We start from the raw sequence: 26,070 nt of genomic DNA, 5'->3' as shown, positions 1-26,070 counted from the left end.
GGCGCGCCTGCTAGCTGCCCGCCGCCTCCAGCTCCGAACTGAGCGCGAGCCATTCCTCCTCGGCCTGGACCAGCGCCTGGGCCGCCGCCTCGCGCGCCTTGGCGAAGCGGGCGGCATCGTAGGGCTTCCGGGCGTGCAGGTCCGGCTCGGAGAGCTTGGCGTCGATCTCGGCGATCTCGGTCTCGAGCTTCGCCACCGCGCTCTCGAGCTCGCGGATGCGCTTCTTCATGGGACCGGTGGCGATCCGCCGCCGCGGCTCGGACGTCCCCTGCTGCGCCGCGCCGCGGTCCTTGCGGCCCTCGCCGGTCATGCGGTCCCCGTCGGCCTTGGAGAGCACCTCGCGGCGGTACTGGTCGAGGTCGCCCTCATAGGGCCTGACCGTGCCGCCGGAGACGCGCCACAGCCGCTCGGCGCAGGCCTCCAGCAGATGCCGGTCGTGGGAGATCAGGATCACCGCGCCGGGAAAGTCGTTGAGCGCCTCGATCAGGGCCGAGCGCGCGGCGATGTCGAGATGGTTGGTGGGCTCGTCGAGGATCAGCAGATGCGGGCCGTTGAAGCAGGCGAGGCCGAGCAGCAGGCGCGCCTTCTCGCCGCCCGACAATTGGGCGACCTTGGTGTCGGCGGCGGCGCCCGAAAAGCCCATCTCCGCCGCCCGCCCGCGCACCCGCGATTCGGGGGCGTCCTTCATCAGGCGGCGCAGGTGCTGGGCCGGGCTCTCGTCGGCATGCAGCTCGTCGAGCTGGTGCTGGGCGAGATAGGCCACCTCCAGTTTGTCGGCGCGCACCACGGAGCCGCTCTGCGCCTTCAGGCGGTCCGCCAGCAGCTTGGCGAAGGTGGACTTGCCGTTGCCGTTCGGCCCCAGGAGCGCGATGCGGTCGTCCTCGTCGATGCGCAGATCGAGGTTGCGCAGCACCGGCTTGCCCGGCTCGTAGCCCACCGCCACATGGTCCAGCACCACGATCGGCGGGGAGAGCAGGCGCTCGGGATGGCGGATCGAGATCGCCGCCGCCTCCTCCGCGGCCTCGGCGGCGAGCGGCTCCATCTTGGCGAGCGCCTTGAGGCGCGACTGGGCCTGCTTCGCCTTGGTCGCCTTGGCGCGGAAGCGGGCGACGAAGGATTCCATGTGGGCGCGCTTGGCCTCCTGCTTCTTGCGCGCCTTCTGGTCGAGCAAAAGCCGCTCGCGCCGCTGGCGGTCGAAGCCGGTGAAGCCGCCTTTGTAGAGCGTGAGCTTCTGGTTGGTGAGGTGGAGGATGTGGTCCACCGAGGTGTCGAGCAGATCGCGGTCGTGGCTGATGAGGATCACCGTGCGCGGATAGTGCGCCAGATAGTCCTGGAGCCAAAGCGTGCCTTCGAGGTCGAGATAGTTGGTGGGCTCGTCCAGCAGCAGCAGGTCCGGCTCGGTGAACAGCAGCGCCGCGAGCGCGACGCGCATGCGCCAGCCGCCGGAAAATTCCGAGCACGGCCGGCTCTGCGCGCTCTCGTCGAAGCCGAGGCCGGCGAGGATGGTGGCGGCGCGCGCCGGAGCGGAATGGGCGTCGATGTCGACGAGGCGGGTCTCGATCTCCGCCATGCGCGCGCCGTCGGTGGCGCTCTCGCGCTCGGCCATCAAGGCGGCGCGCTCGTCGTCCGCCGCCAGAACGCGCTCGATCAGGCTGTCCGGGCCGGCCGGCGCCTCCTGGGCGACGCGGCCGATGCGGGTGCGGCTCGGCATGCGGATGACGCCGCTTTCGAGCTCCAGTTCGCCCACCAGGGCCTTGAACAAGGTGGTCTTGCCGGAGCCGTTGCGGCCGACCACGCCGACGCGCGCGCCCTCGGGGATGGCCACCGAGGCGTGGTCGATGAGCAGGCGCCCGGCGAGGCGCAGGGAGATATCGTCGATAACGATCATGGGCGCGCCTTGTCGCAGGTGCGCCCGGCCTTCGCAAGGCGTGCCGGTGGCGCAGGTCAGGCGGCGTCGAGCACCTTGCCCACTTCGGCGACCAGATCGCGCAGGTGGAACGGCTTCGAGAGCACCTTGGCCTCCGAGGGCGCGTCGGCGTCCGCATTGAGCGCCACGGCGGCAAACCCGGTGATGAACATCACCTTGAGGTCGGGATCGAGCTCGGTGGCGCGGCGCGCCAGCTCGATGCCGTCCATCTCCGGCATGACGATGTCGGTGAGCAGCAGCTCGAACGGCTCCTCGCGCATGCGCTCGTAGGCGGACTTGCCGTTGTCGTAGGAGGCCACGGAATAGCCCGCATTCTGCAGCGCCTTGACGAGAAAGCGGCGCATGTCGTTGTCGTCTTCCGCGAGCAGGATCTTGGCCACGCCCCGTCCCCTCAAAATCGAGAATCCCAGCCGCCCCGGATGGTGCGGGGGCGCATGGGCCTTCTTGGCCCCAACGGGTAAATTCGAGGTGAAAGCGCCGCGGCGCCCGCTCCGCTTAACCGGGTCCCGACCGCGCCCGGCCTCGCACAAGCGCGAGCCTAGCGCTGCACGAAGCAATACGCCATCGTACCTTTCCAGGGGCGCGGCGCGCCGTTAAGCTCTTCTTTCCCAAATATTCAAGGAGCCGACGGCGCTCGATGACTGCCTGCCTCGCCGACACCATCGACCCCGCCTTCGAGATCCTGGTCCCGGACGAGGCCACGACGCCGCTGGTCTTCAACTCCCCCCATTCGGGACGGATCTATCCGCGCGCCTTCGTCGAGCAGGCGCGGCTCGATTTCTCGACCTTGCGCCGGTCCGAGGACAGCTTCGTCGACGAATTGTTCCTGCCGGCGGTGGCGGCCGGCGCGCCGCTGATGCGGGCGCTGTTCCCGCGCGCCTTCCTCGACCTCAACCGCGAGCCCTACGAGCTCGATCCGCGCATGTTCGACGGGCGCCTGCCGCCGTTCGCCAACACCCGCTCCATCCGCGTGTCCGGCGGGCTCGGCACCATCGCCCGGGTGGTGGGGGACGCACAGGAGATCTATCCGCGCCGGCTCTCGGTGGCCGAGGCGCTGGAGCGCATCGAGGCCTATTACAAGCCCTACCATCAGGCGCTGCGCCGGCTCGTGGCGCGCACCCAGCGGCGCTTCGGCGTCGCCGTGCTGGTGGACTGCCATTCCATGCCCTCGGTCTCCACCCGCGACGACAATGCGCGCGCCGACTTCGTCATCGGCGACCGCTACGGCACCAGCTGCGCGGAGGCGGTGACCGAGGCGCTGGAGCGCGAGCTTGCCGCGCTGGGCTACCGGGTGGTGCGCAACAAGCCCTATGCCGGCGGCTACATCACCGAGCATTATGGCAACCCCTCCGCCGGCCTGCACGCGGTGCAGATCGAGGTCAATCGCGGCCTCTATATGGAGGAGGCGGTCTATGCGCGCGGTGCGGGATTCAACGCCCTGCGCGCCGATGTCGGCGCACTCGTTCCGCGCCTGATGGAGGCGGTCGCCGAGGTGCTGGAACCGCCGCGGGCGGCGGCGGAGTAGCTCTGTCGGAATTTCGTCAAAAAGGTGCCTTGCGTTTTTCGAATGGCAGATATACCAATTTGCCGTGGACCGACGAGGGCTGCCGCTTGCCCCGAATTCGCCGGCAATGACCGGGTCTCCGCGCCAGGGGAGACGTCTTTCAGGACAGGGCCACTCGCACCCGCGAAGGCCATGATGTGACCGCCGCTTATGCGGGTGGCGAGCGCAGTCTGCTGTTTTTTGGGAGGGGAACCGGACGGCCCAGTCGCCGCGGCTCAAGGCCCGGCGGCTCAAGACCAAGGCCCGCGCAAACGCGGCGCCAATAGAATGGCAGGGCCCAAAAAGAAAGGGGCCGTCCGCAGAAGCGAACGGCCCAAGTCTAGGGAGGAAACGCCCAAGGAGGGCAGCGACACAGCGACGCCAATCGCCATGTCGCAGTGCAGCAATAGCCCATTGCGTCGCCAGAAATCAAGTGCTTGGATGTCGCATGGGGGCGATTTTTCGCAATCGCTTGATCTCATGAGGAGATTTTCCGCCCCGCCAGGGTAGCGGAGTGCTGCTGCACCGCCCTCCGGGGGGCGTTCCGCGCCAATCAGCTTTCCCACCAAGGCATCTCGCCGGTCCGCGCCGAGTCGCCCGCGCCGCGCGTTCGGACCGGCGTCCGCGGATGGCGCCGGCCGTGGTGCACCGTCGCGCTCACGCGCCGCAGGGTTATCGGCCCGATGGGCCGGCACCGCCCGGGATCGAGGGACCGCCCTCCTGGCGGCGCGCACGCCGCGATCTGCCCCCCCACCCGCCCCTGCCTCGCGGCGTCGCGTCCCACCATTGCCTGCGCCCCGCCCGCGCCCGCAGGGCCTCCGTTCGCGGCCGCCTCGGCCGGGCGCCGCCACGACCTCGGCCTGGACGCGACAAGCCTGCGGCGCGCGAGCCCCGGCGGCGCGGAAAACGGGCGCGGGCGGCCCGGTGCGGCACCCGCGAGCGAGGGATGTAAGGCGAAGCGGGCGATCGCGGCGCTCGGGCGCAAGGCACCGGCCGGGCTCCCGAAAAGAAAGGGGCCGCTCACGAAGCCGGAGCGGCCCAAGTCTAGGGAGGAAACGCCCAAGGAGGGCAGCGGCACTGCAGCAAGCAATGCCGCGCCGCACTAATATGCTAGCTTCCCCCGGGTGCCGCAAGATGGCGCAACGGCGATTGTTTAGGCAGCTTCGGGCGGTCCTGAATCATTTGCCGCCAACAGGTTGAGGAGTCTTGCACGACGGACGAGCGGCGCCTGGCGGCCCTGCTGCCCGTGTTTGAACCACAGCCCCGCCCGCGCCTGGCCCGAAACGATCCATGCCTTGATATCACTCGACATTCATCTTTAGTCGTAGGCCGTTCTGTCCCCCTACCGCACCTGCGAACCAGCGCGGCGCGGCGCCCGGTTCGGCGGCAGTGCCGCGGGCGCGGCGCCCGGCCGCTTGCCCGCGATCATCGGGCCCCTTGGCAGCGGCCGCCTCCCGCGCTTACCTGCCGCCGCCGGCGCGCGCCGGCGTCCGAGGCACCGAAACGACAAGGTGGACCCCATGACCGCCGTGGCATTCGACGCATTCGTCCACCAGCTCGCCACCGTGTCGGGCGAGGCGATCCTGCCCTTCTTCCGCACCGCCTTGAGCGTCGAGGACAAGAGCCGGGGCCGCGCGTTCGATCCGGTCACCGAGGCCGACCGCGCCGCCGAGCAGGTCATGCGCCAGCTCATCACCACCACCTTCCCGGACCACGGGGTGATCGGCGAGGAGTTCGACAATCTGAACCCCGATGCGCCCTATGTCTGGGCGCTCGACCCCATCGACGGCACCAAATCCTTCATCGCCGGCCTGCCCGCCTGGGGCACGCTGATCGGCCTGCTGAAGGACGGCGCCGCAGTCTACGGCATGATGCACCAGCCGTTCATCAAGGAGCGATTCTTCGGCGATGGCCGCAGCGCGCGCTATACCGGCCCGGCGGGCGACCGCGCTTTGTTCACCCGCGACTGCGCCCGGCTGGAGGATGCCGTCCTCTACACCACCAGCCCGCGCCTGATGGACGAACCGGACCGCGCCGCGTTCGAGAAGGTGGAGGCGCAGGTGCGCCTCTCGCGCTATGGCGGCGACTGCTACGCCTATTGCATGGTGGCGGCCGGCCTGATCGACCTGGTGATCGAGACCAACCTGCACGACCACGACGTGATCGCCCTCGTCCCCGTCATCGAGGGGGCGGGCGGCGTGGTGACCAGCTGGGAGGGCGGCTCGCCCGTGGCCGGAGGGCGGGTGGTCGCGGCCGGCAGCCGCGCGGTCCACGAGGCCGCGCTCAAGGCGCTCGGCGCCTGAGCCCGGCTTCGCTCAGAGCGGCGTGCCGGGGATGAAGGCGTCGAAGGCGGCCCAGAATTGGGCGCGGAACAGATCGCGCTCCATCAGGATCTCGTGGCGGCTCGCCGGCACCACCACATGGGCGCCGGCGATCAGCCGCGCCGAGAGGCGCTCGATGGCGTCGTTGGCGACCAGGCGGTCCGCCCCCGCCGCAATCATCAGCAGCGGCTGGCGGATGCCGAGCACGGTCTCCGGGCGGGCGAGGTGGTCCATGGCGTCATAGGCGGCCGCGAGCCAGCCTATGGTGGGCGCCCCGAGGGCGAGGTCCGGATGCGCGCGCACGATCTGCGCCGTGCGCTCGTAGCGCGCGGCATCGGAGGTGAGGATGTTGCGCTGGAACGGGATCTCGGTGACCGAGGCCGAGCCGCCGCCGGGCACGAAGGCGCGGCCCATGCCGAGCAGAGACAGCCCGCGCACCAGCGGGCGCACCAGGCCTTCCGCCGGCACCACCTCGAGCCCGAGCATGGGCGCGCACAGCACCATGCGATCGAACCAGCGCCGCCCCGCCACCACCGCCTCCAGGAGAATGGTGCCGGCCATGGAATGGGCGAGGGCGAAATGCGGCGCCGGGCAGTCCGGCAGCAGCACCTGCTTGGCGAAGGCGTCGAGATCGGCGAGATAGTCCGAGAAGCGCCGCACATGCCCCTTGCGCGGATTTCCCAGGGGGCGCTGGGAGCCGCCCTGCCCGCGCCAATCGAGCACCGCCACGGCGAAGCCGCGCACCTGGAGGTCGCGCACCACCTCGAAATATTTCTCGATGAACTCGGTGCGCCCGGTCAGCAGCGCCACGGTGCCGCGCAGCGGCGCCTGGGGCGCGAACCGCGCGAAGCGCAGGCGCACGCCGTCCGCCGTGGTGATCTCGCCCGAGACGGCGCCTTCCGGGACGGGGTTGCTCGGGGTGGGAAAGAGGGTCATGGGGGCTCGACGGATGCGGCGCGGCGGCCGGGCGGACGCGCGGCCCACCGTTACATAAGGACGGGCGCCCCGACAACGCGGGCCCGCCGGGGCGCGAAAGCGGTGCGCCGGAAGGGCGCGCCCCCTTGCCTTTCGCGCGCCTGTCCTGTAACGACTTCCGCCTTCGGAACAGGCCGGCCACAAGGGCTGCCGCGCCAGTTCTTACCGCTCAACAGCAACAAGAGGCTGGGGGTCGGCGCCGCAAGGCGGACGCACCCGTGCCACGGAGAGCCAAATGCCCAAGATGAAGACCAAGTCGGGAGCGAAGAAACGCTTCCGCCTCACGGGTACGGGAAAGGTCATCGCCGCCCAGGCCGGAAAGCGCCACGGCATGATCAAGCGCACCAACAACCAGATCCGCAATCAGCGCGGCACGACCATCCTCGCCGAGTGCGACGGGCGGGTCATCCGCAAGTCGTTCCTGCCGAACGGCTGACGCCACGATCTGAAGGAGCATTCCCATGGCCCGCGTCAAACGTGGCGTAACTTCCCACGCCAAGCACAAGAAGGTCTTCAAAGCCGCCAAAGGCTTTTACGGCCGCCGCAAGAACACCATCCGCGCTGCGAAGTCGGCCGTCGAACGGTCGATGCAGTACGCCTACCGCGATCGCAAGGTGAAGAAGCGCAATTTCCGCGCGCTCTGGATCCAGCGCATCAATGCCGGCGTGCGCGCGCTCGATCTGGATTTGACCTATTCGCGATTTATCGACGGTCTCGGCAAGGCCGGGATCGAGGTCGACCGCAAGGTGCTCTCGGATATCGCCATCCACGAGCCCGATGCGTTCAAGGCCCTGGTGGAGAAGGCCAAGTCCGCGCTCGCCTGAGCGCGGCCAAGGTGCACCTCCGCGCTTGCTGAGCGCGGGCGGCCTCTTCCTCCCGTCTTTCCGAGACCTGCTTCAGCCCCGACGGCCTGCCGTGCGGGGCTTTTGCCTTTGCACGCCCCGCGTCTATAAGCGGCGCGATCGTCGAGCGGCGCGATCGCCAGAACGCCGCCGGCCCCGCGCGAACACCTGACATTCCGGGATATCCCCATGTCCGACCTCGTCCTGACCGATCATCCCGCCCTCGACGCGCTGGAGCGCGAAGTCGCCGCCGCCATCCTGGCGAGCGCCGACGAGGCCGCGCTGGAGCAGGTGCGCATCTCGGCGCTCGGCAAGAAGGGCTCGGTGTCCGAGCTCCTGAAGTCGCTCGGCGCCATGAGCCCGGACGAGCGCAAGGTGATGGGCCCGGCCATCAACGGCCTGCGCGACCGCATCCAGGGCCTCATGGCGGCCCGCAAGGAGACCCTGAAGGCCGCCGCGCTGGAAGCGCGCCTCGCCACCGAACGGGTGGACGTGACGCTGCCGGTGCGCGAGAGCCCGGCCGAGCTCGGCCGCATCCATCCCATCGCCCAGGTGACGGAGGAACTGACCGCCATCTTCGCCGACATGGGCTTCTCGGTGGCTGAAGGTCCCGACATCGAGGACGACTTCCACAATTTCACGGCGCTGAACTTCCCCGCCGGCCATCCGGCGCGCGAGATGCACGACACCTTCTTCCTGCCGCCCGGCAAGGACGGCGAGCGCAAGGTGCTGCGCACCCACACCTCGCCGGTGCAGGTGCGCACCATGCAGACCAAGGCGCCGCCCATCCGCGTCATCTGCCCCGGCCGCACCTATCGCTGCGACTCGGACCAGACCCACACCCCCATGTTCCACCAGGTGGAGGGGCTGGTGATCGACAGGCATGCCCATCTCGGCCACCTGAAGTGGATTCTCGAAGAATTCTGCAAGGCGTTCTTCGAGGTGGAGGGGGTGAAGATGCGCTTCCGCCCGTCCTTCTTCCCCTTCACCGAGCCAAGCATGGAAGTGGACATCCAGTGCGACCGCTCCCGCCCGGGCGAGATCCGCTTCGGCGAAGGCAGCGACTGGCTGGAGATCCTCGGCTGCGGCATGGTGCATCCCAACGTGCTCAGGAATTGCGGCATCGACCCGGACGAACATCAGGGCTTCGCCTGGGGCATGGGGATCGACCGCATCGCGATGCTGAAATACGGCATGAGCGACCTTAGAGCCTTCTTCGAGGCCGACGTGCGCTGGCTCTCCCACTACGGCTTCCGCCCGCTGGACTTCCCGACGCTCGCCGGCGGGCTGAGCGCGTAAGGAGCAGGACCCATGAAATTCACCTACTCCTGGCTCCAGGACCACCTGGAGCCCACCGCCTCGTTCGACGAGATCGTCGAGCGCCTGTCCCTCATCGGCCTGGAGGTGGAGGGCGTCGAGGACAAGGCGAAGCAGCTCGCCCCCTTCGTGGTGGGCGAGGTGCTGACCGCGCAGAAGCACCCCAATGCCGACAAGCTCAAGGTGTGCACCGTCTCCATCGGCAAAGGCGAGCCGATCCAGGTGGTGTGCGGCGCGCCCAATGCCCGCGCCGGGCTGAAGACCGTCTTCGCCGCGCCCGGCACGATCATCCCCACATCGGGGCTGGAACTGAAGATCGGCAAGATCCGCGACGTGGAGAGCCGCGGCATGCTGTGCTCGGCGCGCGAGATGGGCCTGTCCGAGGAGCATGAGGGCATCATCGAGCTGCCCGCCGACGCGCCCGTGGGCGCGCCGTTCGCCCAGGTTCTGGGGCTCGACGATCCGGTGATCGAGATCGCCGTGACGCCGAACCGCGCCGATTGCCTCGGCGTCTCCGGCGTCGCGCGCGACCTCGCCGCCGCCGGCCTCGGCGAGCTGATGGCGCCGCGCATCAAGCCGGTGGAGGGCGCGTTCCCCTCGCCGGTGAAGGTGAGCCTGGAGTTCGGCGACACCCCATCGCTGTGCCCGGCCTTCGCGCTGCGCGTGGTGAAGGGGGTCAAGAACGGCCCCTCCCCCGACTGGCTCCAGGAAAAGCTGCGCGCCATCGGCCTGCGCCCCATCAACGCGCTGGTGGACGTGACCAATTTCATGACGTTCGATCGCAACCGCCCGCTCCACGTCTTCGACGCGAGGAAGGTGGCTGGCGACCTCGTGGTGCGCCGGGCCAAAGCCGGCGAGACGCTTCTGGCGCTGGACGGCAAGACCTATGCGCTCGACGAGACCATGTGCGTGATCGCCGATGAAAACGGTGTCGAGAGCCTCGCCGGCATCATGGGCGGGGAAGCCTCCGGCTGCGACGAGACGACGACGGACGTGGTGATCGAATCGGCGTTGTGGGACGCGATCAACATCGCCCAGACCGGCCGCCGCCTGGGGATCAATTCGGATGCCCGCTTCCGCTTCGAGCGCGGCATCGACCCGGCCTTCACGCTGCCGGGGCTGGACCTGGCCACCCATCTCATCGTGCAGCTCTGCGGCGGGACGCCGTCGGACGTGGTGCTGGCGGGCGCCATCCCCGACACCGCCCGCACCATCGCCTTCCCCTTGTCGGAGGTGAGGCGCCTGTCCGGCCTCGACACCTCGGAAAAGGAAATCCGCGACGTGCTGGGCGCGCTCGGCTTTTCGGTCTCGGGCGCGGCGCCGGTGCTCGACGTGGTGCCGCCCTCCTGGCGCGGCGACATCGAGGGCAAGGCGGACCTGGTGGAGGAGGTGGTGCGCATTCTCGGCCTCGAGCGCGTGCCGGCGACCGAATTCCCGCGCGACGCCGACGCCAGGAAGCCGGTGCTCACCGCGCTCCAGCTGCGCACCCGCAAGGCGCGGCGCGCGCTCGCCGCGCGCGGGCTCGTCGAGGCGGTCACCTGGTCGTTCGTCTCGAAGGCGGAGGCGGAGACGTTCGGCGGCGGCAAGCCTGAGCTGGCGCTGTCCAACCCCATCGCCGCCGACCTCTCCGACATGCGCCCGAGCCTGCTGCCCGGCCTCCTGCGTGCCGCCCAGGCGAACGCCGACCGGGGCTTTGCCGACGTGGCGCTGTTCGAGGTGGGCCAGGTGTTCCTCGGCGACGGCGAGAAGGACCAGCGCCAGTGCGCCTCCGGCATCCGCCGCGGCACCGCGAAGCCCGACGGCGCCGGCCGCTTCTGGAACCGCGCGGCGGACGTCGTGGACGCCTTCGACGCCAAGGCCGACGCCATGGCCGCCCTCGCCGCCTGCGGTGCGCCGATGGCGAACCTGCAGGTCACGGCGGACGCGCCGTCCTGGTACCATCCGGGCCGCTCCGGCACGCTGCGCCTCGGCTCAAACGCCATGGCGCATTTCGGCGAGGTGCACCCGGCGGTGCTGGAGGCGCTCGACGTTTCGGGGCCGCTGGTGGCGTTCGAGATCACCCTCGACAAGATCCCCGAGCCCAAGGCCAAGGCGACGCGGGTCAAGCCGCCGCTCGAATTGTCCGCGTTCCAGCCGGTCCGGCGCGACTTCGCCTTCCTGGTGGGCCGCGAGGTGGCCGCCGCCGACATCCTGAAGGCGGCGCAGGGCGTGGACCGCAAGCTCGTGACCGGCGTCGGCGTGTTCGACCTCTATGAGGGCAAGGGCATCGAGCCGGACAAGAAGTCGGTGGCCATCGAGGTCACGCTGCAGCCGCGCGAGCGCACGCTCACGGACGAGGAGATCGAGGCCGTGGCGGGAAAGATCGTCGCCGAGGTGGCCAAGAAGACCGGCGCGGTGCTGCGCGCCTGAGGGCACCCCGGCCCCGTGGCGGCGCGCCCCAACCGCGCCCCGCGATGGCGCGGCCGGAGCGCCGAGCCGGGATCCAGCGCAGAACTCCTGCGCAGCAGGCGATCTGAAGGCACCCCGCTTGCGTCCTGAATTGTGATGATTTATGAAAATCATCACAATTCGAACTTCGAGGGTCACGGTCAGTGAACGTGCGCGGACGAGAGACGGCGGACGAGACCCGCGAGAAGATCGCGCAGGTGGCCGAGGAATTGTTTCGTCGCATGGGCTTCGCCAAGACCGCGGTGGCCGATATCGCGAACGAGCTCGGCATGTCGTCGGCCAACGTCTATCGCTTCTTTCCCTCCAAGAACGCCATCGTCGCCACCATCTGCCAGAAGTGCCTCACCGAGAACGAGGTGGAGATCGCCCAGGCCGTCGCCGGTCCGGGCACGCCGCAGGACCGGATCGTCGCCGCCTTCGGCTCGATCCTCGCTTATCACAAGGCCAATTTCCTGGCCGAGCGGCGCGTGCACGACATGGTCCTGGTGGCCATCGAGCACAATTGGCAGAACATCGAGGCCCACAAGGCGCGCATCGGCGCCATGCTGGCCGGCGTGCTGGCCGAAGGCATCCGGAGCGGCGCCTTCGTGGAGCACGATCCGGCCGAGGTCGCGACCATCCTGCTCGGCACCTGTGTGGGCTTCTGCCATCCGATCCTGATCGCCCAGAAGATCGACGAGAACCTGGAGGCGCAGCTCGACGCCACCGTGCGCTTCATCCTGCGCGGCGTCGAGGCCGAGCGCGCGCCGCTGGTAAGCAAGGCGGCGCCAGGCCAGGTCGCGCGGCGCGGGGACGGCTGAGCGCCAGAGACGGGCGCGGGTCGGCGGCGCGCCTGCCGGCGCGTCCTTGAAGCGACGCCGCAGGTGGGTGGCAGGGCCGGTTCGCGCCCTTGAAGTGATGATCGACGAGTTTCGTCAGTTTTGATCCATAACCTTTCATCGGTCAGGACGTTCGCCATGAGTGACCCTCTCGCATCAAGCACGCCCGGGACCCGCCGCGGCCGGTCCGACGGCCGCGCAGCCGCTCCTGCCGGCATCCGCATCCTTGCCGGCGGCGCCCTGCTGGCCGCCCTCCTCCTGCTGGCCGGTTGCGGCGACAGCGCGCCGGCCCAGACCGCGGGCCAGCGCGCCCGCCCGGTCCAGGTGGTCACCGTCGCCCTCGCCCCGCGCGAGGCGGAAAAGCGTTTCGTGGGCGTGGTCCGGGCGCGGCGCGAGATCGATCTCGCCTTCCGCGTGCCCGGCAAGGTCACCCAGCGCCTGGTGGGCATCGGCGACCGCATCGCGCCCGGCACCGTGGTGGCGCGCATCGATCCGGAGGACCTGAAGCTGGAGCTGCAAAGCGCCGAGGCCGAGCTCTCCGCAGCCAAGGCCAACCTGTCCCAGAATTCCGCCGAGGACGAGCGCGCCCGCTCGCTGACCGCCAAGGGCTTCGCCTCCGCCGCCGAGCTCGACCGCAAGGCGCTCGCCAAGGAGGAGGCGGTGGGCCGCCTGGAACGCGCCAAACGCTCCCTCGAACTGGCCCAGAACCGGCTGTCCTACGCCGAGCTGGTCTCGGATCAGGCGGGCGTCGTCATCGCCACCGCGGCGGAGCCGGGACAGGTGGTCTCCACCGGCCAGACCATCGTGCGGGTGGCGCGGCTCGACGAGAAGGAGGCCCTGGTGGCGCTGCCGGAGATCGACCTCGCCGACGCGCGCACCGCGCCCGCCGCCATGGAATTGTGGGCCGCGCCGGGCAAGGCCTATCGGGTGAAGCTGCGCGAACTCTCGCCCCAGGCGGATGCCACTTCGCGCACCTATCCGGCGCGCTTCACCATCCTCGATCCGGACGAAAGCGTGGCGCTCGGCATGACCGCCACCGTCACCCTGCATCCGAAGGACCAGGCCAAGGTGGCGCGCCTGCCGCTCTCCGCCGTCATCGACAAGGGCCGCGGCCCGCTCGTCTTCGTGGTGGAGGGCGATGCCTCCACCCTCGCCGAGCGCAAGGTGGAGATCGCCGCTTACACCGATGCGGAGGTGCTGGTGGCCGCCGGCCTCCAGGGCGGCGAGCGGGTGGTGACGCTCGGCGTGCAGACGCTGGAACCGGGCCAGGCCGTGCGCACCGTGCCGGCCAAGGGACAGCTCGCCACGGCGGGGCTGGCCGGCGGGGCGCGCCGATGAGCGCCCCCAAGACCCCAGCGGAGGCCACGGCGGACGCGAGCGCGGGCCAAGGCCGCTTCAACCTCTCGCGTTGGGCCATCACCCATCGCGCGCTGACCCTGTTCGCGATCCTGCTGCTCGCGGCGGCGGGGCTCTATTCCTATTTGAATCTCGGCCGGGCGGAGGACCCCTCCTTCACCATCAAGGTGATGGTGATCTCCGCGTCCTGGCCCGGCGCCACCGCCTCCGAGATGCAGGCCCAGGTGGCCGACCCGATCGAGAAGAAGCTCCAGTCCCTGCCGCATCTCGACCGGGTGGAGAGCTATTCGCGCCCGGGCGTGTCCTTCGTCCAGGTGATCCTGGCCGACAGCACGCCGGCACGCGAGGTCAAGGAGCTGTGGTACCAGGTGCGCAAGAAGGTCGGCGACATCAAGGGCGACCTGCCGCTCGGCGTGATCGGCCCCGGCTTCGACGACGAATATGGCGACGTCTATTCCAACCTCTACATGCTCTCCGGCAAGGGCGCCTCGCCCGCCGAGCTGAAGCGCCAGGCGGAGGAGATCCGCCAGCGCCTGCTGCGCGTTTCGGGGGTGGAGAAGGTGGACCTCGTGGGCGAGCGCCCCGAGCGCATCTATATCGAATTCTCCCACGCCCGCCTCGCCACCCTCGGCATCACGCCGCAGCAGATCTTCGACAGCGTGGCGCGCCAGAATGCGGTGGTGGCGGGCGGCGCCATCGACACCAAGGCGGACCGGATCAATCTGCGCCTCACCGGCGCGTTCTCCGGCGAGAAGGCGGTGGCCGAGGTGCCGGTGAATGCCGGCGGGGCGCTGCTGCGGCTCGGCGACATCGCCACCATCCACCGCGCCTACGAGGACCCGCCGGCCTTCCTGGTGCGCCAGAACGGCGAGGGGGCGCTGGGCATCGGCGTCTCCATGGCGGCAGGGCAGAACATCATCATTTGGGGCAAGGCGGTGAAGGCCGCCATGGACGAGGCGACGAGCGAGCTTCCGGTGGGCATCGACGTGGTCCAGGTGGCGGACCAGCCGCACATCGTCGGCGAGTCGGTGGGCGAGTTCCTCAAGACCTTCGGCGAGGCGCTGGTCATCGTGCTGGCGGTGAGCCTGCTCTCGCTCGGCCTGCGCACCGGCGTCGTGGTGGCGCTCTCGGTGCCCCTCGTGCTCGCCATCGTGTTCCTGGTGATGTTCGCCACCGGCATGGACCTCCACCGCATCACGCTGGGCGCGCTCATCATCGCCCTCGGTTTGCTGGTGGACGACGCCATCATCGCCATCGAGATGATGGTGGTGAAGATGGAGGAGGGCTGGGACCGCGCCCGCGCCGCCACCTTCGCCTGGACCTCCACCGCCTTTCCCATGCTCACCGGCACGCTGGTGACGGCGGCGGGCTTCCTGCCCGTGGGGTTTGCGAAGTCGTCGTCCGGCGAATATGCCGGCGGCATCTTCTGGGTGGTGGGCTTCGCGCTCGTGGCGTCGTGGTTCGTGGCGGTGATCTTCACCCCCTATCTCGGCTTCATGCTGCTGCCGCAGATGAAGAAAGCGGGCGCCCATGGCGCCCACGGAATGCATGACGGACGGCTCTACCGCCTGCTGCGGCGGGTGCTGGAATGGTGCCTCAGGCACCGCTTCCTCGTCATCGGCTCCACCTTCGGCCTGTTCGCGCTCTCGGTGGCCGGCTTCGGCCTGGTGCAGCAGCAATTCTTTCCCACCTCCACCCGGCCCGAGCTGTTCCTGGAGATGCGCCTGCCGGAGGGCACCTCGATCTCGGTGACGGAGGCGACCGCCCGCAAGGCCGAGGCGCTGATCGCCGGCGATGCCGACGTCGCCACCGCCACCACCTATGTCGGCCGCGGCACGCCGCGCTTCTGGCTCGGCCTCAGTCCGGTGCTGCCGAACCCGAATTTCGCGCAGATCGTGATCGTCGCGAAGGACGTGGAGGCCCGAGAGCGGCTCAAGGCCCGGCTCGACGCGGCGGTGGCGGACGGCGCCCTGCCCGAGGCGCGGGTGCGCATCGACCGCTTCGTGTTCGGCCCGCCGGTGGGCTTCCCGGTGCAGTTCCGGATCGCCGGCCCCGACCCGCTGGTGGTGCGCGACATCGCCGAGAAGGTCCGCAAGGTGATGGCGCAGGATCCCGCCGTCATCGATCCCCACCTCAATTGGGGCGAGCAGGTCAAATCCATCACCCTGGCGGTGGACCAGGACCGGGCCCGGGCCATCGGCACCACCCCGCGCGACCTCGCCGAGACGCTGCAGACCCTGCTCACCGGCTACACCGTGACCCAGCACCGCGAGGGCAACCTGCTGATCGACGTGGTGGCGCGCGCGGTGCCGGAGGAGCGGGTCGACCTCGAGCGGATCGGCGCGCTCACGGTGGCGGGCGGCAACGGCACGCCGGTGCCGCTCGCCCAGGTGGCGCGGATCGCCTATTCCTATGAGGAGCCGATCCTGTGGCGGCGTGACCGCGACATCGTGCTCACCGCCCGCGCCGACGTGACGGACGGCGTCCAGCCGCCCGACGTGACCACCCGGATCCTGCCGCGCCTCGCTCAGCTCAAGGCGGAGCTGCCGGCCGGCTACCGCATCGAGACCGGCGGCTCGATCGAGGAGAGCGTCAAGGCGAATGCCTCGCTGGCGGCGGTGTTCCCGGTGATGATCATCGTCATGCTGACGCTGCTGATGATCCAGCTGCAGAGCTTCTCGCGGCTCGGCCTGGTGCTGGCCACCGCGCCGCTCGGCCTGATCGGCGCCACCGCGGCGCTCTTGATCGCCCACCGGCCGTTCGGCTTCGTCGCCCTGCTCGGGCTGATCGCGCTCGCCGGCATGATCATGCGCAACACGGTGATCCTGGTGGACCAGATCGACCACGACATCGCCGAGGGCCGCGCGCCGCACCGCGCCATCGTCGACGCGACGCTGCGCCGCGCCCGGCCGGTGGTGCTGACCGCGCTCGCCGCGGTGCTGGGCATGATCCCGCTCGCCGGCAGCGTGTTCTGGGGACCCATGGCGGTCACCATCATGGGCGGCCTGCTGGTGGCGACCGCGCTCACGCTGCTGGTGGTGCCGGCGCTCTACGCGGCCGCCTTCCGGGTCGACGTGCGCGCGGCCGCCGCCGCGGAAGCGGGCGCGGTTCCGGTCCCGGCTCGGTGACCGGCGGGACCCGTCCGGGTCCCGCCGTCGGCATGGGATGGGGACGCGGGCTCAGGCCTTCTTGTCGCGCAGAGCGAGGCCGAACATGGCGGTGGTAACGCCGTTCACGATCAGATCGATGCCGAGGAACAGGCCGAGGATGTAGAGCGAGTTCACCGGCCAGCGGGCGATGATGACGAGGCCCAGCAGCAGCGTGATGGCGCCGGCGAAGACGATCCAGCCCCAGCCGGCGGCCGGCCGCGTGCCGAAGCCGGCGGCGATGCGGAACACGCCCTCCACCGCCAGCGCGACGCCGATCATCAGCGTCAGCACGCCGGCGCCGAGCAGCGGGTTGTACATCATGAGGGCGCCCGCCACCACGTAGAGCAGGCCGGCCAGAAGCCAGAAGAAGAAGCGGCCCCAGCCCTTCACCCGGAAGGCGTGGATCACCTGCACGACGCCGCCCACCACGACCAGCGCGCCCACATAGAGCACCGTCACGAGGGTGGAGGCGAGCACGTGGCCGAGCGCGACGAAGCCGAGGATGGCGAAGGCGACGCCGAGTGCGACGAACCAGCCCCAGCTGGCGCGGATGGACTGGAGGCCGTCGATGGCGGCGGCGGACGGGGCAGAAGCAGGCATGGTCATGGGCCGTCTCCGAGCGCGCCGGAGGAAGGTCGCCGCGACTCGCGGCAGGCCCGGCGTGCATGCGCCATCATACAGGAGTATGGCTCGCCACATAACGTCCCCGTGACCGGCACGGCGGGACCTTAAGGAGAAAGACATGCATGTCTCGGGAAGCGGTCCGCGCGCGTGGTGGGCGGCAGCCTATGGCAGGATGCCGGGCTGGGTGCGGCTGCATCCGCGGCTGTTTGTTGCCGTCGGGATCGCGGCCTATCTCTTGGTGCCGGTCCACAATCCGCGGGTGCGCTTCCTGGTCTCCTTCGACGTGGGCGCGGCCCTGTGGCTGCTGCTCGCCGGGCTGCTGGTGCTGCGCTGCGATCCCGCGCAGGTGCGCTGCCGGGCGCAGGGCGACGACGAGGGCGCCTGGGTCGCCCTGCTCGTAGCGGTGCTCGCCACGGGGTCGAGCCTCGTCGCCGTGATCATGGAGGCCGGGGCGCCGTCGGACGGCGAGCGATGGGCCCATGTCGCGCTCGCGGTGGGAACGCTGATCGCCTCCTGGCTCTTCTTCCACACCCTGTTCGCGTTCCACTATGCGCGCGAGTTCTACGATGCCGAGCGCGACGACCCGCAGCCGGCGCTGGGCTTCCCGGGGGGCGACGCGCCGGACTATTGGGACTTCCTCTATTTCGCCTTCAACATCGGCACCGCCTCGCAGACCGCGGACGTGACCGTGAACGCGCCGCGCCTGCGCCGCTTCGTGCTCGGCCATCAGATCGCGTCCTATATGTTCAACACCGCGGTGATCGCGCTCGGCGTGAACGTGGCGGCGGCGCTGATGTGAGCGCCGCCGGTCCTCGGAAAAGCAAACGGCCCGCGGCGCAGGGTGCGGCGCGGGCCTTCGCAGATCGAAGGGCTGGGCGACGCCGGGGAAACCGGCGCGGGCGGTCAGCGCTGGGCGGTGGACGATGCCGCGGGCGTGGAGCCCGTGGTGACCGGCCCGGGCGCCACGCCGGCCGCATTGGCCTGGGCGCCGCCGGGCTTGGGCAGGATCACCACCCGGGTGCCCACCTTGACGCGGTCATAGAGATCTTCCACGTCGTTGTTGAGCATGCGGAAGCAGCCGGAGGACACGAACTTGCCGATGGTCTGCGGCTCGTTGGTGCCGTGGATGCGATAGATGGTCCCGCCGAGATACATGGTGCGCGCGCCCAGCGGGTTGCCGGGGCCCCCCGCCATGAAGCGCGGCAGATATGGCTGACGCTGGATCATCTCGGTCGGCGGGCGCCAATCGGCCCATTCCTTCTTGCCGGTGATCTTCTCAGTCCCCGACCAGGTGAAGCCGTCGCGGCCGACGCCGATGCCGTAGCGGATCGCCTTGCCGCTCCCAAGCACATAATAGAGGTAGGTGTTGGGGGTATCGATGACGATGGTGCCCGCGGGCTGGGTGGTCACGTAGTCCACCGTCTGGCGGCGGAAGCGATCCGGCACCGGCTCGGCGGGATCCACGTCCTCGATGCGCGGGCCAGACGGCGCCTCCTGGGTGCCGGGCACCAAAGCGGCATTGGGCCCATAGACGCCGCCGGGCGGCGCCGCGGCGGTGCCATAAGCGACATTGCCCTGCGGGGACGGCGCCTGCGGGTACCCGGGAGCCGCCGCGGGCGCGCCCCCATAGACCTGCGGCTGCTGCCCATAGCCCGGCTGGGGATAAGCCTGCTGCGGATAAGCCTGCTGGCCGGGCGGATAGGCCTGCTGCGGCTGCGGATAAGCCTGCTGGGGGTAGGCCTGCTGCGGATAGCCGCCCCCCTGCTGGGGATAGGCCTGCTGCGGCGTGATCGACATGGGCTGGCCGGCATCGGCGGGCGCCGGCGCTCCGGAGGCCTGCTGCGGCGCGCCGGACGGGGCGTAGACCTGCGGCTGGCCGTAGCCGGACGGCGGCGGAAGGCTGGTCCGCTCCACCTGGTCGCTGCTGCCGCCGCGCATGGGCCGCGCATAGGGATCATTATAGCCGGGTGGCGGGGCGCCATAGCCCACGCTGCCGGGCGGCGTGTCGGGCGCCGCCGTCGCCTCCTCGGGTTCGGGAACACTATAGGTGCCGCTTCCGTACGAGCCTTGCGCGAAGGCAGGCAAAGACACGAGAGCCCCGAAGGCAGCGAGAAGGAAAGTCTGGCGCAGCATCATGGGGAAGCTGTTAACCTTGAAACGTGACGAAATTGGAAACGGCCCCGAGAAATTCTGCGGCCGGCTCCCGAGGGGACGGCCGCGAACGCCGGAGAACTCACCCTCGTGGCCGTGCCGCACGGGTTGTGCAGGGGATTATCCCGCGCCGCGATCGGGCGCAACGCGGCTTCGCGCTCCGCCGCAAATCGTGATCCGATCTTTGCCGCGTCCCGCCCCGGAGGCCCCCGCCCGCGGGCCTGCTTGCGCCCCGGCGACAAACGATATAAAGATATCCTTATGTCATTTGCCGACCTCGCTCTTCCCTTCCCGTTCGCGCTCGAGGGCCTGAAGGCCGCCGGCGAGAGCACGCGCCTGCGCCTGCTGGCCGTGCTCGCGGAGGCCGAGCTCACGGTCTCCGACCTGACCGAGATCCTCGGCCAGTCCCAGCCGCGAATCTCGCGTCATCTGAAGCTTCTGGCCGACGCCGGGCTGGTCGAGCGCCACCGCGAGGCGAGCTGGATCTTCTATCGCTGCGCCACCGAAGGCGCGGGCCGCGCCTTCGTGTCGCGTCTGCTGGCGGTGCTCGACCGCGCGGACGGCGTCCTGGCCCGCGACCGCGAGCGCCTCGCGGACGTGCGCGCCGCCCGCGCCGCCGCCGCCCAGAGCTATTTCGCGACCCATGCAAAAAGCTGGGACGAGATCCGCAAATTGCACGTGCCCGAGGCCTCGGTGGAGAGCGCCGTGCGCGAGGCGCTCGGCGGCGAGCCGATCCGCAGCCTGCTCGACCTCGGCACCGGCACCGCGCGCATGCTGGAGCTGTTCGCGCCCGACATCGAACGCGGCGTCGGCCTCGATCTCTCCCCGGACATGCTCGGGGTGGCGCGGGCCAATCTCGAGCGCGCCGGCATCCGCCATTGCACGGTGCGCCAGAGCGACATCTATGCCATTCCTGCCGCGCGCGATTCGTTCGACGTGGTGATCCTCCACCAGGTGCTCCACTTCCTCGACGACGCGGCGCGCGCGCTCGCCGAGGCGGCGCGGGTGCTGCGCCCGGGCGGCCGGCTTCTGGTGGTGGATTTCGCGCCCCACGATCTCGAATTCCTGCGCGAGGACCACGCCCACCGCCGGCTCGGCTTCGCGCGCGAGCAGATGGAGGCGTGGCTCGCCCAGGCGGGCCTACGCCCCGTGTCGTTCCGCACCCTCGTGCCCGAGGGCGGCGCCGGGGACGGGCTCGTGGTTTCCATCTGGCTCGCCCGCGACCCGCGCATGCTGATGGCGGGCGCCCACAGGGAGGTTGCGTGATGACTGACGCCGTGCGGGCGAGCCGCCAGACGGACAAGGCGCCGATCTCGGTCTCGTTCGAGTTCTTCCCGCCGAAGACCGAGGAGATGGAGAAGCAGCTCTGGTCGGCCATCGACCGGCTGGCGCCGCTTTCGCCGCGCTTCGTCTCGGTCACCTACGGCGCCGGCGGTTCCACGCGCGAACGCACCCACGCCACGGTTTCCCGCATCGTCAGGGAGACCGAGCTCCATCCCGCCGCCCACCTCACCTGCGTCGCCGCGACCCGCGAGGAGATCGACGAGGTGATCCGCGGCTATGGCGCCGCCGGGGTGAAGCACATCGTGGCGCTGCGCGGTGATCCGACCACCGGCGTCGGCACCAGATACGTGCCGCACGAGAACGGCTATGCCCATGCCTGTGACCTGGTGGCCGGCATCCGGCGCCTGGGCGATTTCGAGGTCTCGGTCTCGGCCTATCCGGAGAAGCACCCGGAGAGCCCGAGCATCGACGCCGACATCGATTATCTGAAGGCCAAGGTGGAGGCTGGGGCGACCCGCGCCATCACCCAGTTCTTCTTCGAGAACGACGTCTATTTCCGCTATCTCGACAAGGTGCGCGCCAAGGGCATCGACATTCCGATCGTGCCCGGCATCCTGCCGGTGACCAACTTCAAGCAGGCGTCGAGCTTCGCCACCCGCACCGGGGCGAGCGTGCCGGCCTGGCTGCTGAGGCGCTTCGAGGGGCTCGACGACGATGCCGAGACGCGCAAGCTGATCGCCGCGGCGGTCGCCGCCGAGCAGGTGACCGACCTCGTTGATCGCGGCGTCACCGATATCCATTTTTATACCTTGAACCGCGCCGACCTCGTCTACGCCATCTGCCACCTCATCGGCCTGCGCCCGAAGGTGGCGGCGCAAGCGCCGCAGGCGATCGCGGTTTGAACATCGAGCGTTCGTCCCGGCCGCCGGGCGGACCGATTTCGTGAACCTGCCTCCGGCAGCGGGAGAAGGAGCGTGCCGCGCTCCCGTTCCCCGTCCGTGACGGCCACCGACGCCTTATCCTCTCCCAAGGCGGCCCTCTTGCCCGCCGGAGCCCGAGACCGAGCCATGAGCACTGCCAGCGCAGACGCCGCCCGCGCCGCCGACATCTTCACCGCTTTGGAAGAGGCCGCCGCCGCGCGCATCCTGGTGCTCGACGGCGCCATGGGCACCATGATCCAGGGGCTCAAGCTCGACGAGGCGGGCTATCGCGGGGCGCGGTTCAAGGACTGGCCGCGCGACGTGAAGGGCAACAACGATCTGCTCAGCCTCACCCAGCCCGACGCGGTGCGCGAGATCCACCTGAAATACTTCCTCGCCGGCGCCGACATCGTCGAGACCAACACGTTTTCCTCCACCACCATCGCCCAGGCCGACTACGGCATGGAGGCGCTGGCCTACGAGCTGAACGTCGAAAGCGCGCGGCTCGCCAAGGAGGCGGCGCGGCTGGCGCAGGAGACCGACGGCCGGCGCCGCTTCGTCGCCGGCGCGCTCGGCCCCACCAACCGCACCGCCTCCATCTCGCCGGACGTGAACGACCCCGGCTTCCGGGCGGTGACCTTCGACGAGCTCGCCACCGCTTATGCCGAGCAGGCGCGCGGCCTGATCGCCGGCGGGGCCGACATCCTCCTCGTCGAGACCATCTTCGACACGCTCAATGCCAAGGCGGCGGTGTTCGCCATCGAGGGCCTGTTCGACGAGCTCGGCTTCCGCTTGCCGGTGATGATCTCCGGCACCATCACGGACCTGTCCGGCCGCACGCTGTCGGGCCAGACGCCGGCGGCGTTCTGGTATTCGCTCGCCCACGCGCAGCCGTTCTCCATCGGCCTCAATTGCGCGCTCGGCGCCAAGGAGATGCGCGCCCATGTGGCGGAGATCGGCCGGGTCGCCGACACGCTGGTGTGCGCCTATCCCAATGCCGGCCTGCCCAACGAGTTCGGCCTCTATGACGAGAGCCCGGAGGCGATGGCGGCGCTGGTGGGCGAGTTCGCCCAATCCGGCCTCGTGAACATCGTCGGCGGCTGCTGCGGCACCACGCCGCACCACATCCGCGCCATCGCCCAGGCGGTGGCCGGCAAGGCGCCGCGCGCGGTTCCCGAAATCCCGCGGCGCCTGCGCCTGTCGGGGCTGGAGCCGTTCGAGCTCAGCCCGGAAATCCCGTTCGTGAACGTGGGCGAGCGCACCAACGTCACCGGCTCGGCGCGCTTCAGGAAGCTCATCACCGCCGGCGACTTTCCCGCCGCGCTCGCGGTCGCCCGCGACCAGGTGGAGAGCGGCGCCCAGGTGATCGACATCAACATGGACGAAGGCCTGCTGGACAGCGAGGCCGCCATGATCACCTTCCTGAACCTCGTCGCCTCCGAGCCGGACATCGCCAAGGTGCCGGTGATGGTGGACAGCTCCAAGTGGTCGATCATCGAGCAGGGGCTCAAGCGCATCCAGGGCAAGGGCATCGTCAATTCCATCTCCATGAAGGAGGGGGAGGACAATTTCCGCGCCCAGGCCCGGCTCGTGCGCCGCTACGGCGCGGCCGTGGTGGTGATGGCGTTCGACGAGGAAGGCCAGGCCGACACGTTCGAGCGCAAGACCCAGATCTGCGCCCGCGCCTACAAGATCCTGACCGAGGAGCTGGGCTTCCCGCCCGAGGACATCATCTTCGACCCCAACATCTTCGCGGTGGCAACCGGGATCGAGGAGCACGCCCCCTACGGGGTCTATTTCATCGAGGCGACGCGCTGGATCAGGCAGAACCTGCCGCACGCCCACATTTCCGGCGGCGTCTCCAACCTGTCCTTCTCGTTCCGCGGCAACGAGCCGGTGCGCGAGGCCATGCACGCCGTGTTCCTCTACCACGCCATCCAGGCGGGCATGGACATGGGCATCGTCAATGCCGGCCAGCTCGCGGTCTATGACGAGATCGAGCCCGGCTTGCGCGAAGCCTGCGAGGACGTGGTGCTGAACCGCCGCGCGGACGCCACCGAGCGCCTCTTGGAGATCGCTGAAGGCTTCAAGGGCGCGGCCGGCAAGGAGAAGAAGGAGGCCGACCTCGCCTGGCGCACCTGGCCGGTGGAGAAGCGGCTGGAGCACGCCCTCGTCAACGGCATCACCGAGTTCGTGGAGACCGACACCGAGGAGGCGCGCCAATCCGTCGCCCGTCCGCTGCACGTCATCGAAGGCCCGCTGATGGCGGGCATGAACGTGGTCGGCGACCTGTTCGGCGCCGGCAAGATGTTCCTGCCCCAGGTGGTGAAGTCGGCGCGCGTGATGAAGCAGGCGGTGGCCTACCTCATGCCCTTCATGGAGAAGGAGAAGGAGGAGCAGGGCCTGACCGAGGCCTCGGCCGCCGGCAAGATCCTCATGGCGACCGTCAAGGGCGACGTGCACGACATCGGCAAGAACATCGTCGGCGTGGTGCTCCAGTGCAACAATTACGAGGTCATCGACCTCGGCGTCATGGTCCCCGCCGCCAGGATCCTGCAGACCGCCAAGGAGCAGAACGTGGACGTGATCGGCCTTAGCGGCCTCATCACGCCCTCGCTGGACGAGATGGTGAACGTCGCCGCCGAGATGGAGCGCGAGGGCTTCCACGTGCCGCTGCTGATCGGCGGCGCGACCACCTCGCGCGTCCACACGGCAGTGAAGATCTCGCCGCAATATCTGCGCGGCCAGGCGGTCTACGTCACCGATGCGAGCCGCGCGGTGGGCGTGGTCTCGAACCTGCTCAATCCGCAGACCAAGGCGGCCTACGTCGCCGACATCCGCGCCGAATACCAGAAGCTCGCCGAGGCGCACGCCCGCGCCGACGCCAACAAGCAGCGCGTGCCGCTCGCCAAGGCACGCGAGAACGCCTTGAGGCTGGACTTCTCCGACCATGCGCCGGTGAAGCCGAGCTTCCTCGGCACCCGCGTGTTCGAGGACCACGACCTCGCCGACCTCGTGCCCTACATCGACTGGACGCCCTTCTTCCAGTCCTGGGAGCTCACCGGGCGCTACCCCGCCATCTTCGACGACCCGACGGTGGGCGGGCCGGCACGCGCCTTGTTCGCGGACGCGCAGGCGATGCTCAAGACCATGGTCGAGGAGAAGTGGGTGACGGCGCGCGCGGTGATCGGCTTCTGGCCGGCGAACGCGGTGGGCGACGACATCCTCCTGTTCCGCGACGACACCCGCAAGACCCCGCTGGCGACGCTCCACACGCTGCGCCAGCAGCTGCCGCGCCGCGAGGGCAAGGCGGCGCTCGCGCTCGCCGACTTCGTCGCCCCGCTCGACGGCGGCGTGCCGGATTATGTGGGCGGCTTCGCAGTCACCACCGGCATCGGCGAGGAAGATCGCTCGGAGGCGTTCAAGGCCGCCAACGACGATTATTCCTCCATCCTCTTCAAGGCCCTGTGCGACCGCCTCGCCGAGGCGTTCGCCGAGCGCATGCACCATCTGGTGCGCACGCGGTTCTGGGGCTACGAGGCGGAAGAGACGCTGTCGAACGAGGACCTCATCGCCGAGAAGTATCGCGGCATCCGTCCGGCCCCGGGCTATCCCGCCCAGCCCGACCACACGGAGAAGGCGACGCTGTTCAAGCTCCTGGACGCGACGCAGGCGGCCGGCATCCATTTGACCGAGAGCTATGCCATGTGGCCGGGCTCGGCGGTGTCGGGGCTGTATTTCTCGCACCCGCAAAGCGCCTATTTCGGCGTCGGCCGCATCGAGCGCGACCAGGTGGAGGACTATGCCGCCCGCAAGGGCTGGAGCATCGAGGAGGCCGAGCGGTGGCTCGCCCCCATCCTCAATTACGATCCGGCGCGCCGGGCGGCGGCGGAGTAGAGGCGCTGGGCCGGCCGATCCAGCGCGGCACCCGCGCCCGGTAGGCCGCGAATTCCGCGCCGAAGCGGGCGGCGAGGTGCGCCTCCTCGCGCCGGGCGGCGAGGCGGTCGGTGGCGACGGCGGCGGTGAAGGCGGCCACCATCAGCCATCCATTGGCGAGCGCGAGGCCGAGCCCCAGCACCAGCAGCGTGTTGCCGAGATAGATCGGATTGCGCGAGAGCGCATAGGGTCCGCCCGTCACGAGGCGGTCCGCCGCCCGGTGGGGCAGGATGTTGGTGCGCGCTCTGTGAAGCGCGACGACCGACCAGAGGTCGAGGGCGAGCCCCATGGCGGCGAGGGTGCCGCCGGCGATGCGCAGCGCACCGCCGGCGGGCTCCCGCGGCCAGCCGAGCGGGGCCAGCCAGCCGAGGCCGAATCCAAGGGCGAGCGCCGCCCCGTAGAGAAGCGGCGGCCAGGGAATGCGGTTCGGCCGCTCGGCCGGAAGCCGCGTCATGCGGG

Annotated in this window: 19 protein-coding genes; 13 read left to right on the top strand and 6 right to left on the bottom strand. The window is 69.9% G+C overall.

Going from position 1 to position 26,070, the window contains the following annotated elements:
- Positions 1-10: 10 nt before the first annotated feature.
- Entirely contained in the window at positions 11-1,888 is a 1,878-nt protein-coding gene (locus ABLE88_RS21995) for an ABC-F family ATP-binding cassette domain-containing protein (protein ID WP_348833948.1), read from the bottom strand.
- Positions 1,889-1,944: 56 nt separating this feature from the next.
- Positions 1,945-2,307 carry a cell cycle two-component system response regulator CpdR gene (gene cpdR / locus ABLE88_RS21990; RefSeq protein ID WP_348833947.1) on the bottom strand — a complete coding sequence of 121 codons (363 nt, stop codon included), beginning with the start codon at positions 2,305-2,307 and terminating at the stop codon, positions 1,945-1,947.
- Positions 2,308-2,564: 257 nt separating this feature from the next.
- Between cpdR and ABLE88_RS21985 the strand changes: the two genes are divergently transcribed.
- A complete protein-coding gene (locus ABLE88_RS21985) occupies positions 2,565-3,452 on the top strand; it encodes an N-formylglutamate amidohydrolase (protein WP_348833946.1) in 888 nt (295 codons plus the stop codon).
- A 1,538-nt stretch (positions 3,453-4,990) separates the two neighbouring features.
- Positions 4,991-5,773 (top strand): histidinol-phosphatase, encoded by a 783-nt coding sequence (hisN, locus tag ABLE88_RS21980; RefSeq protein ID WP_348833945.1) that lies wholly within the window; start codon positions 4,991-4,993, stop codon positions 5,771-5,773.
- 12 nt (positions 5,774-5,785) lie between these two features.
- On the opposite strand, the gene ABLE88_RS21975 is transcribed toward hisN, so the two are convergent.
- Positions 5,786-6,727: an alpha/beta fold hydrolase gene (locus ABLE88_RS21975; protein ID WP_348833944.1), complete on the bottom strand. Its 942-nt coding sequence runs from the start codon at positions 6,725-6,727 to the stop codon at positions 5,786-5,788.
- A gap of 274 nt (positions 6,728-7,001) precedes the next feature.
- On the opposite strand from ABLE88_RS21975, the gene rpmI reads away from it, so the two are divergent.
- The 7 genes from rpmI (at position 7,002) to ABLE88_RS21940 (ending at position 16,675) form a co-directional block, all read left to right on the top strand.
- On the top strand, positions 7,002-7,202 hold the full coding sequence (rpmI, locus tag ABLE88_RS21970) for a 50S ribosomal protein L35 (protein ID WP_348833942.1): 201 nt from the start codon (positions 7,002-7,004) through the stop codon (positions 7,200-7,202).
- A 25-nt stretch (positions 7,203-7,227) separates the two neighbouring features.
- Positions 7,228-7,590, top strand: coding sequence for a 50S ribosomal protein L20 (gene rplT / locus ABLE88_RS21965; RefSeq protein ID WP_282891847.1), 363 nt, complete (start codon positions 7,228-7,230; stop codon positions 7,588-7,590).
- A 207-nt stretch (positions 7,591-7,797) separates the two neighbouring features.
- The gene (gene pheS / locus ABLE88_RS21960) at positions 7,798-8,907 is read left to right on the top strand and encodes a phenylalanine--tRNA ligase subunit alpha (RefSeq protein ID WP_348833940.1); all 1,110 of its coding nucleotides are present in this window, start codon (positions 7,798-7,800) and stop codon (positions 8,905-8,907) included.
- A gap of 12 nt (positions 8,908-8,919) precedes the next feature.
- Positions 8,920-11,334: a phenylalanine--tRNA ligase subunit beta gene (pheT, locus tag ABLE88_RS21955; protein WP_348833939.1), complete on the top strand. Its 2,415-nt coding sequence runs from the start codon at positions 8,920-8,922 to the stop codon at positions 11,332-11,334.
- A 188-nt stretch (positions 11,335-11,522) separates the two neighbouring features.
- Positions 11,523-12,173 carry a TetR/AcrR family transcriptional regulator gene (locus ABLE88_RS21950; RefSeq protein WP_348833938.1) on the top strand — a complete coding sequence of 217 codons (651 nt, stop codon included), beginning with the start codon at positions 11,523-11,525 and terminating at the stop codon, positions 12,171-12,173.
- Between the two features lie 156 nt (positions 12,174-12,329).
- A complete protein-coding gene (locus tag ABLE88_RS21945; RefSeq protein ID WP_348833936.1) occupies positions 12,330-13,529 on the top strand; it encodes an efflux RND transporter periplasmic adaptor subunit in 1,200 nt (399 codons plus the stop codon).
- The gene (locus ABLE88_RS21940; protein WP_348833935.1) at positions 13,526-16,675 is read left to right on the top strand and encodes an efflux RND transporter permease subunit; all 3,150 of its coding nucleotides are present in this window, start codon (positions 13,526-13,528) and stop codon (positions 16,673-16,675) included. The genes ABLE88_RS21945 and ABLE88_RS21940 overlap by 4 nt, the downstream gene beginning before the upstream one ends.
- Before the next feature lie 51 nt (positions 16,676-16,726).
- On the opposite strand, the gene ABLE88_RS21935 is transcribed toward ABLE88_RS21940, so the two are convergent.
- Positions 16,727-17,302 (bottom strand): HdeD family acid-resistance protein, encoded by a 576-nt coding sequence (locus ABLE88_RS21935; RefSeq protein WP_510182933.1) that lies wholly within the window; start codon positions 17,300-17,302, stop codon positions 16,727-16,729.
- A 136-nt stretch (positions 17,303-17,438) separates the two neighbouring features.
- Between ABLE88_RS21935 and ABLE88_RS21930 the strand changes: the two genes are divergently transcribed.
- Positions 17,439-18,119 carry a DUF1345 domain-containing protein gene (locus ABLE88_RS21930; RefSeq protein WP_348833934.1) on the top strand — a complete coding sequence of 227 codons (681 nt, stop codon included), beginning with the start codon at positions 17,439-17,441 and terminating at the stop codon, positions 18,117-18,119.
- Positions 18,120-18,223: 104 nt separating this feature from the next.
- On the opposite strand, the gene ABLE88_RS21925 is transcribed toward ABLE88_RS21930, so the two are convergent.
- The gene (locus ABLE88_RS21925; protein ID WP_348833933.1) at positions 18,224-19,411 is read right to left on the bottom strand and encodes a L,D-transpeptidase family protein; all 1,188 of its coding nucleotides are present in this window, start codon (positions 19,409-19,411) and stop codon (positions 18,224-18,226) included.
- Positions 19,412-19,732: 321 nt separating this feature from the next.
- On the opposite strand from ABLE88_RS21925, the gene ABLE88_RS21920 reads away from it, so the two are divergent.
- From ABLE88_RS21920 to metH, 3 genes are all read left to right on the top strand, one after another.
- On the top strand, positions 19,733-20,737 hold the full coding sequence (locus ABLE88_RS21920; protein ID WP_348833932.1) for an ArsR/SmtB family transcription factor: 1,005 nt from the start codon (positions 19,733-19,735) through the stop codon (positions 20,735-20,737).
- The gene (gene metF, locus ABLE88_RS21915) at positions 20,737-21,657 is read left to right on the top strand and encodes a methylenetetrahydrofolate reductase [NAD(P)H] (RefSeq protein ID WP_348833931.1); all 921 of its coding nucleotides are present in this window, start codon (positions 20,737-20,739) and stop codon (positions 21,655-21,657) included. Before ABLE88_RS21920 ends, metF begins: the two co-directional genes overlap by 1 nt.
- 165 nt (positions 21,658-21,822) lie before the next feature.
- The gene (gene metH / locus ABLE88_RS21910) at positions 21,823-25,572 is read left to right on the top strand and encodes a methionine synthase (protein WP_348833930.1); all 3,750 of its coding nucleotides are present in this window, start codon (positions 21,823-21,825) and stop codon (positions 25,570-25,572) included.
- On the opposite strand, the gene ABLE88_RS21905 is transcribed toward metH, so the two are convergent.
- The gene (locus ABLE88_RS21905; RefSeq protein ID WP_348833929.1) at positions 25,535-26,065 is read right to left on the bottom strand and encodes a methyltransferase family protein; all 531 of its coding nucleotides are present in this window, start codon (positions 26,063-26,065) and stop codon (positions 25,535-25,537) included. The two genes, metH and ABLE88_RS21905, sit on opposite strands and share 38 nt — an antisense overlap.
- Between the last annotated feature and the right edge of the window lie 5 nt (positions 26,066-26,070).

Origin of the sequence: Xanthobacter luteus, assembly GCF_040049235.1 — a bacterium.
GTDB lineage: Bacteria > Pseudomonadota > Alphaproteobacteria > Rhizobiales > Xanthobacteraceae > Xanthobacter.
This window is presented reverse-complemented; position numbering and strand designations above follow the sequence as displayed.

What these genes read in the sequence shown, in the direction of transcription:
- ABLE88_RS21930 (WP_348833934.1), top strand. Translation starts at nt 17,439, where the DNA reads ATGCATGTCTCGGGAAGCGGTCCGCGCGCGTGGTGGGCGGCAGCCTAT.
- ABLE88_RS21940 (WP_348833935.1), top strand. Translation starts at nt 13,526, where the DNA reads ATGAGCGCCCCCAAGACCCCAGCGGAGGCCACGGCGGACGCGAGCGCG.
- metF (WP_348833931.1), top strand. Translation starts at nt 20,737, where the DNA reads ATGACTGACGCCGTGCGGGCGAGCCGCCAGACGGACAAGGCGCCGATC.
- ABLE88_RS21905 (WP_348833929.1), bottom strand. Translation starts at nt 26,065, where the DNA reads ATGACGCGGCTTCCGGCCGAGCGGCCGAACCGCATTCCCTGGCCGCCG.
- ABLE88_RS21995 (WP_348833948.1), bottom strand. Translation starts at nt 1,888, where the DNA reads ATGATCGTTATCGACGATATCTCCCTGCGCCTCGCCGGGCGCCTGCTC.
- rpmI (WP_348833942.1), top strand. Translation starts at nt 7,002, where the DNA reads ATGCCCAAGATGAAGACCAAGTCGGGAGCGAAGAAACGCTTCCGCCTC.
- rplT (WP_282891847.1), top strand. Translation starts at nt 7,228, where the DNA reads ATGGCCCGCGTCAAACGTGGCGTAACTTCCCACGCCAAGCACAAGAAG.
- ABLE88_RS21945 (WP_348833936.1), top strand. Translation starts at nt 12,330, where the DNA reads ATGAGTGACCCTCTCGCATCAAGCACGCCCGGGACCCGCCGCGGCCGG.
- ABLE88_RS21985 (WP_348833946.1), top strand. Translation starts at nt 2,565, where the DNA reads ATGACTGCCTGCCTCGCCGACACCATCGACCCCGCCTTCGAGATCCTG.
- ABLE88_RS21975 (WP_348833944.1), bottom strand. Translation starts at nt 6,727, where the DNA reads ATGACCCTCTTTCCCACCCCGAGCAACCCCGTCCCGGAAGGCGCCGTC.
- hisN (WP_348833945.1), top strand. Translation starts at nt 4,991, where the DNA reads ATGACCGCCGTGGCATTCGACGCATTCGTCCACCAGCTCGCCACCGTG.
- ABLE88_RS21935 (WP_510182933.1), bottom strand. Translation starts at nt 17,302, where the DNA reads ATGACCATGCCTGCTTCTGCCCCGTCCGCCGCCGCCATCGACGGCCTC.
- pheT (WP_348833939.1), top strand. Translation starts at nt 8,920, where the DNA reads ATGAAATTCACCTACTCCTGGCTCCAGGACCACCTGGAGCCCACCGCC.
- metH (WP_348833930.1), top strand. Translation starts at nt 21,823, where the DNA reads ATGAGCACTGCCAGCGCAGACGCCGCCCGCGCCGCCGACATCTTCACC.
- pheS (WP_348833940.1), top strand. Translation starts at nt 7,798, where the DNA reads ATGTCCGACCTCGTCCTGACCGATCATCCCGCCCTCGACGCGCTGGAG.
- ABLE88_RS21920 (WP_348833932.1), top strand. Translation starts at nt 19,733, where the DNA reads ATGTCATTTGCCGACCTCGCTCTTCCCTTCCCGTTCGCGCTCGAGGGC.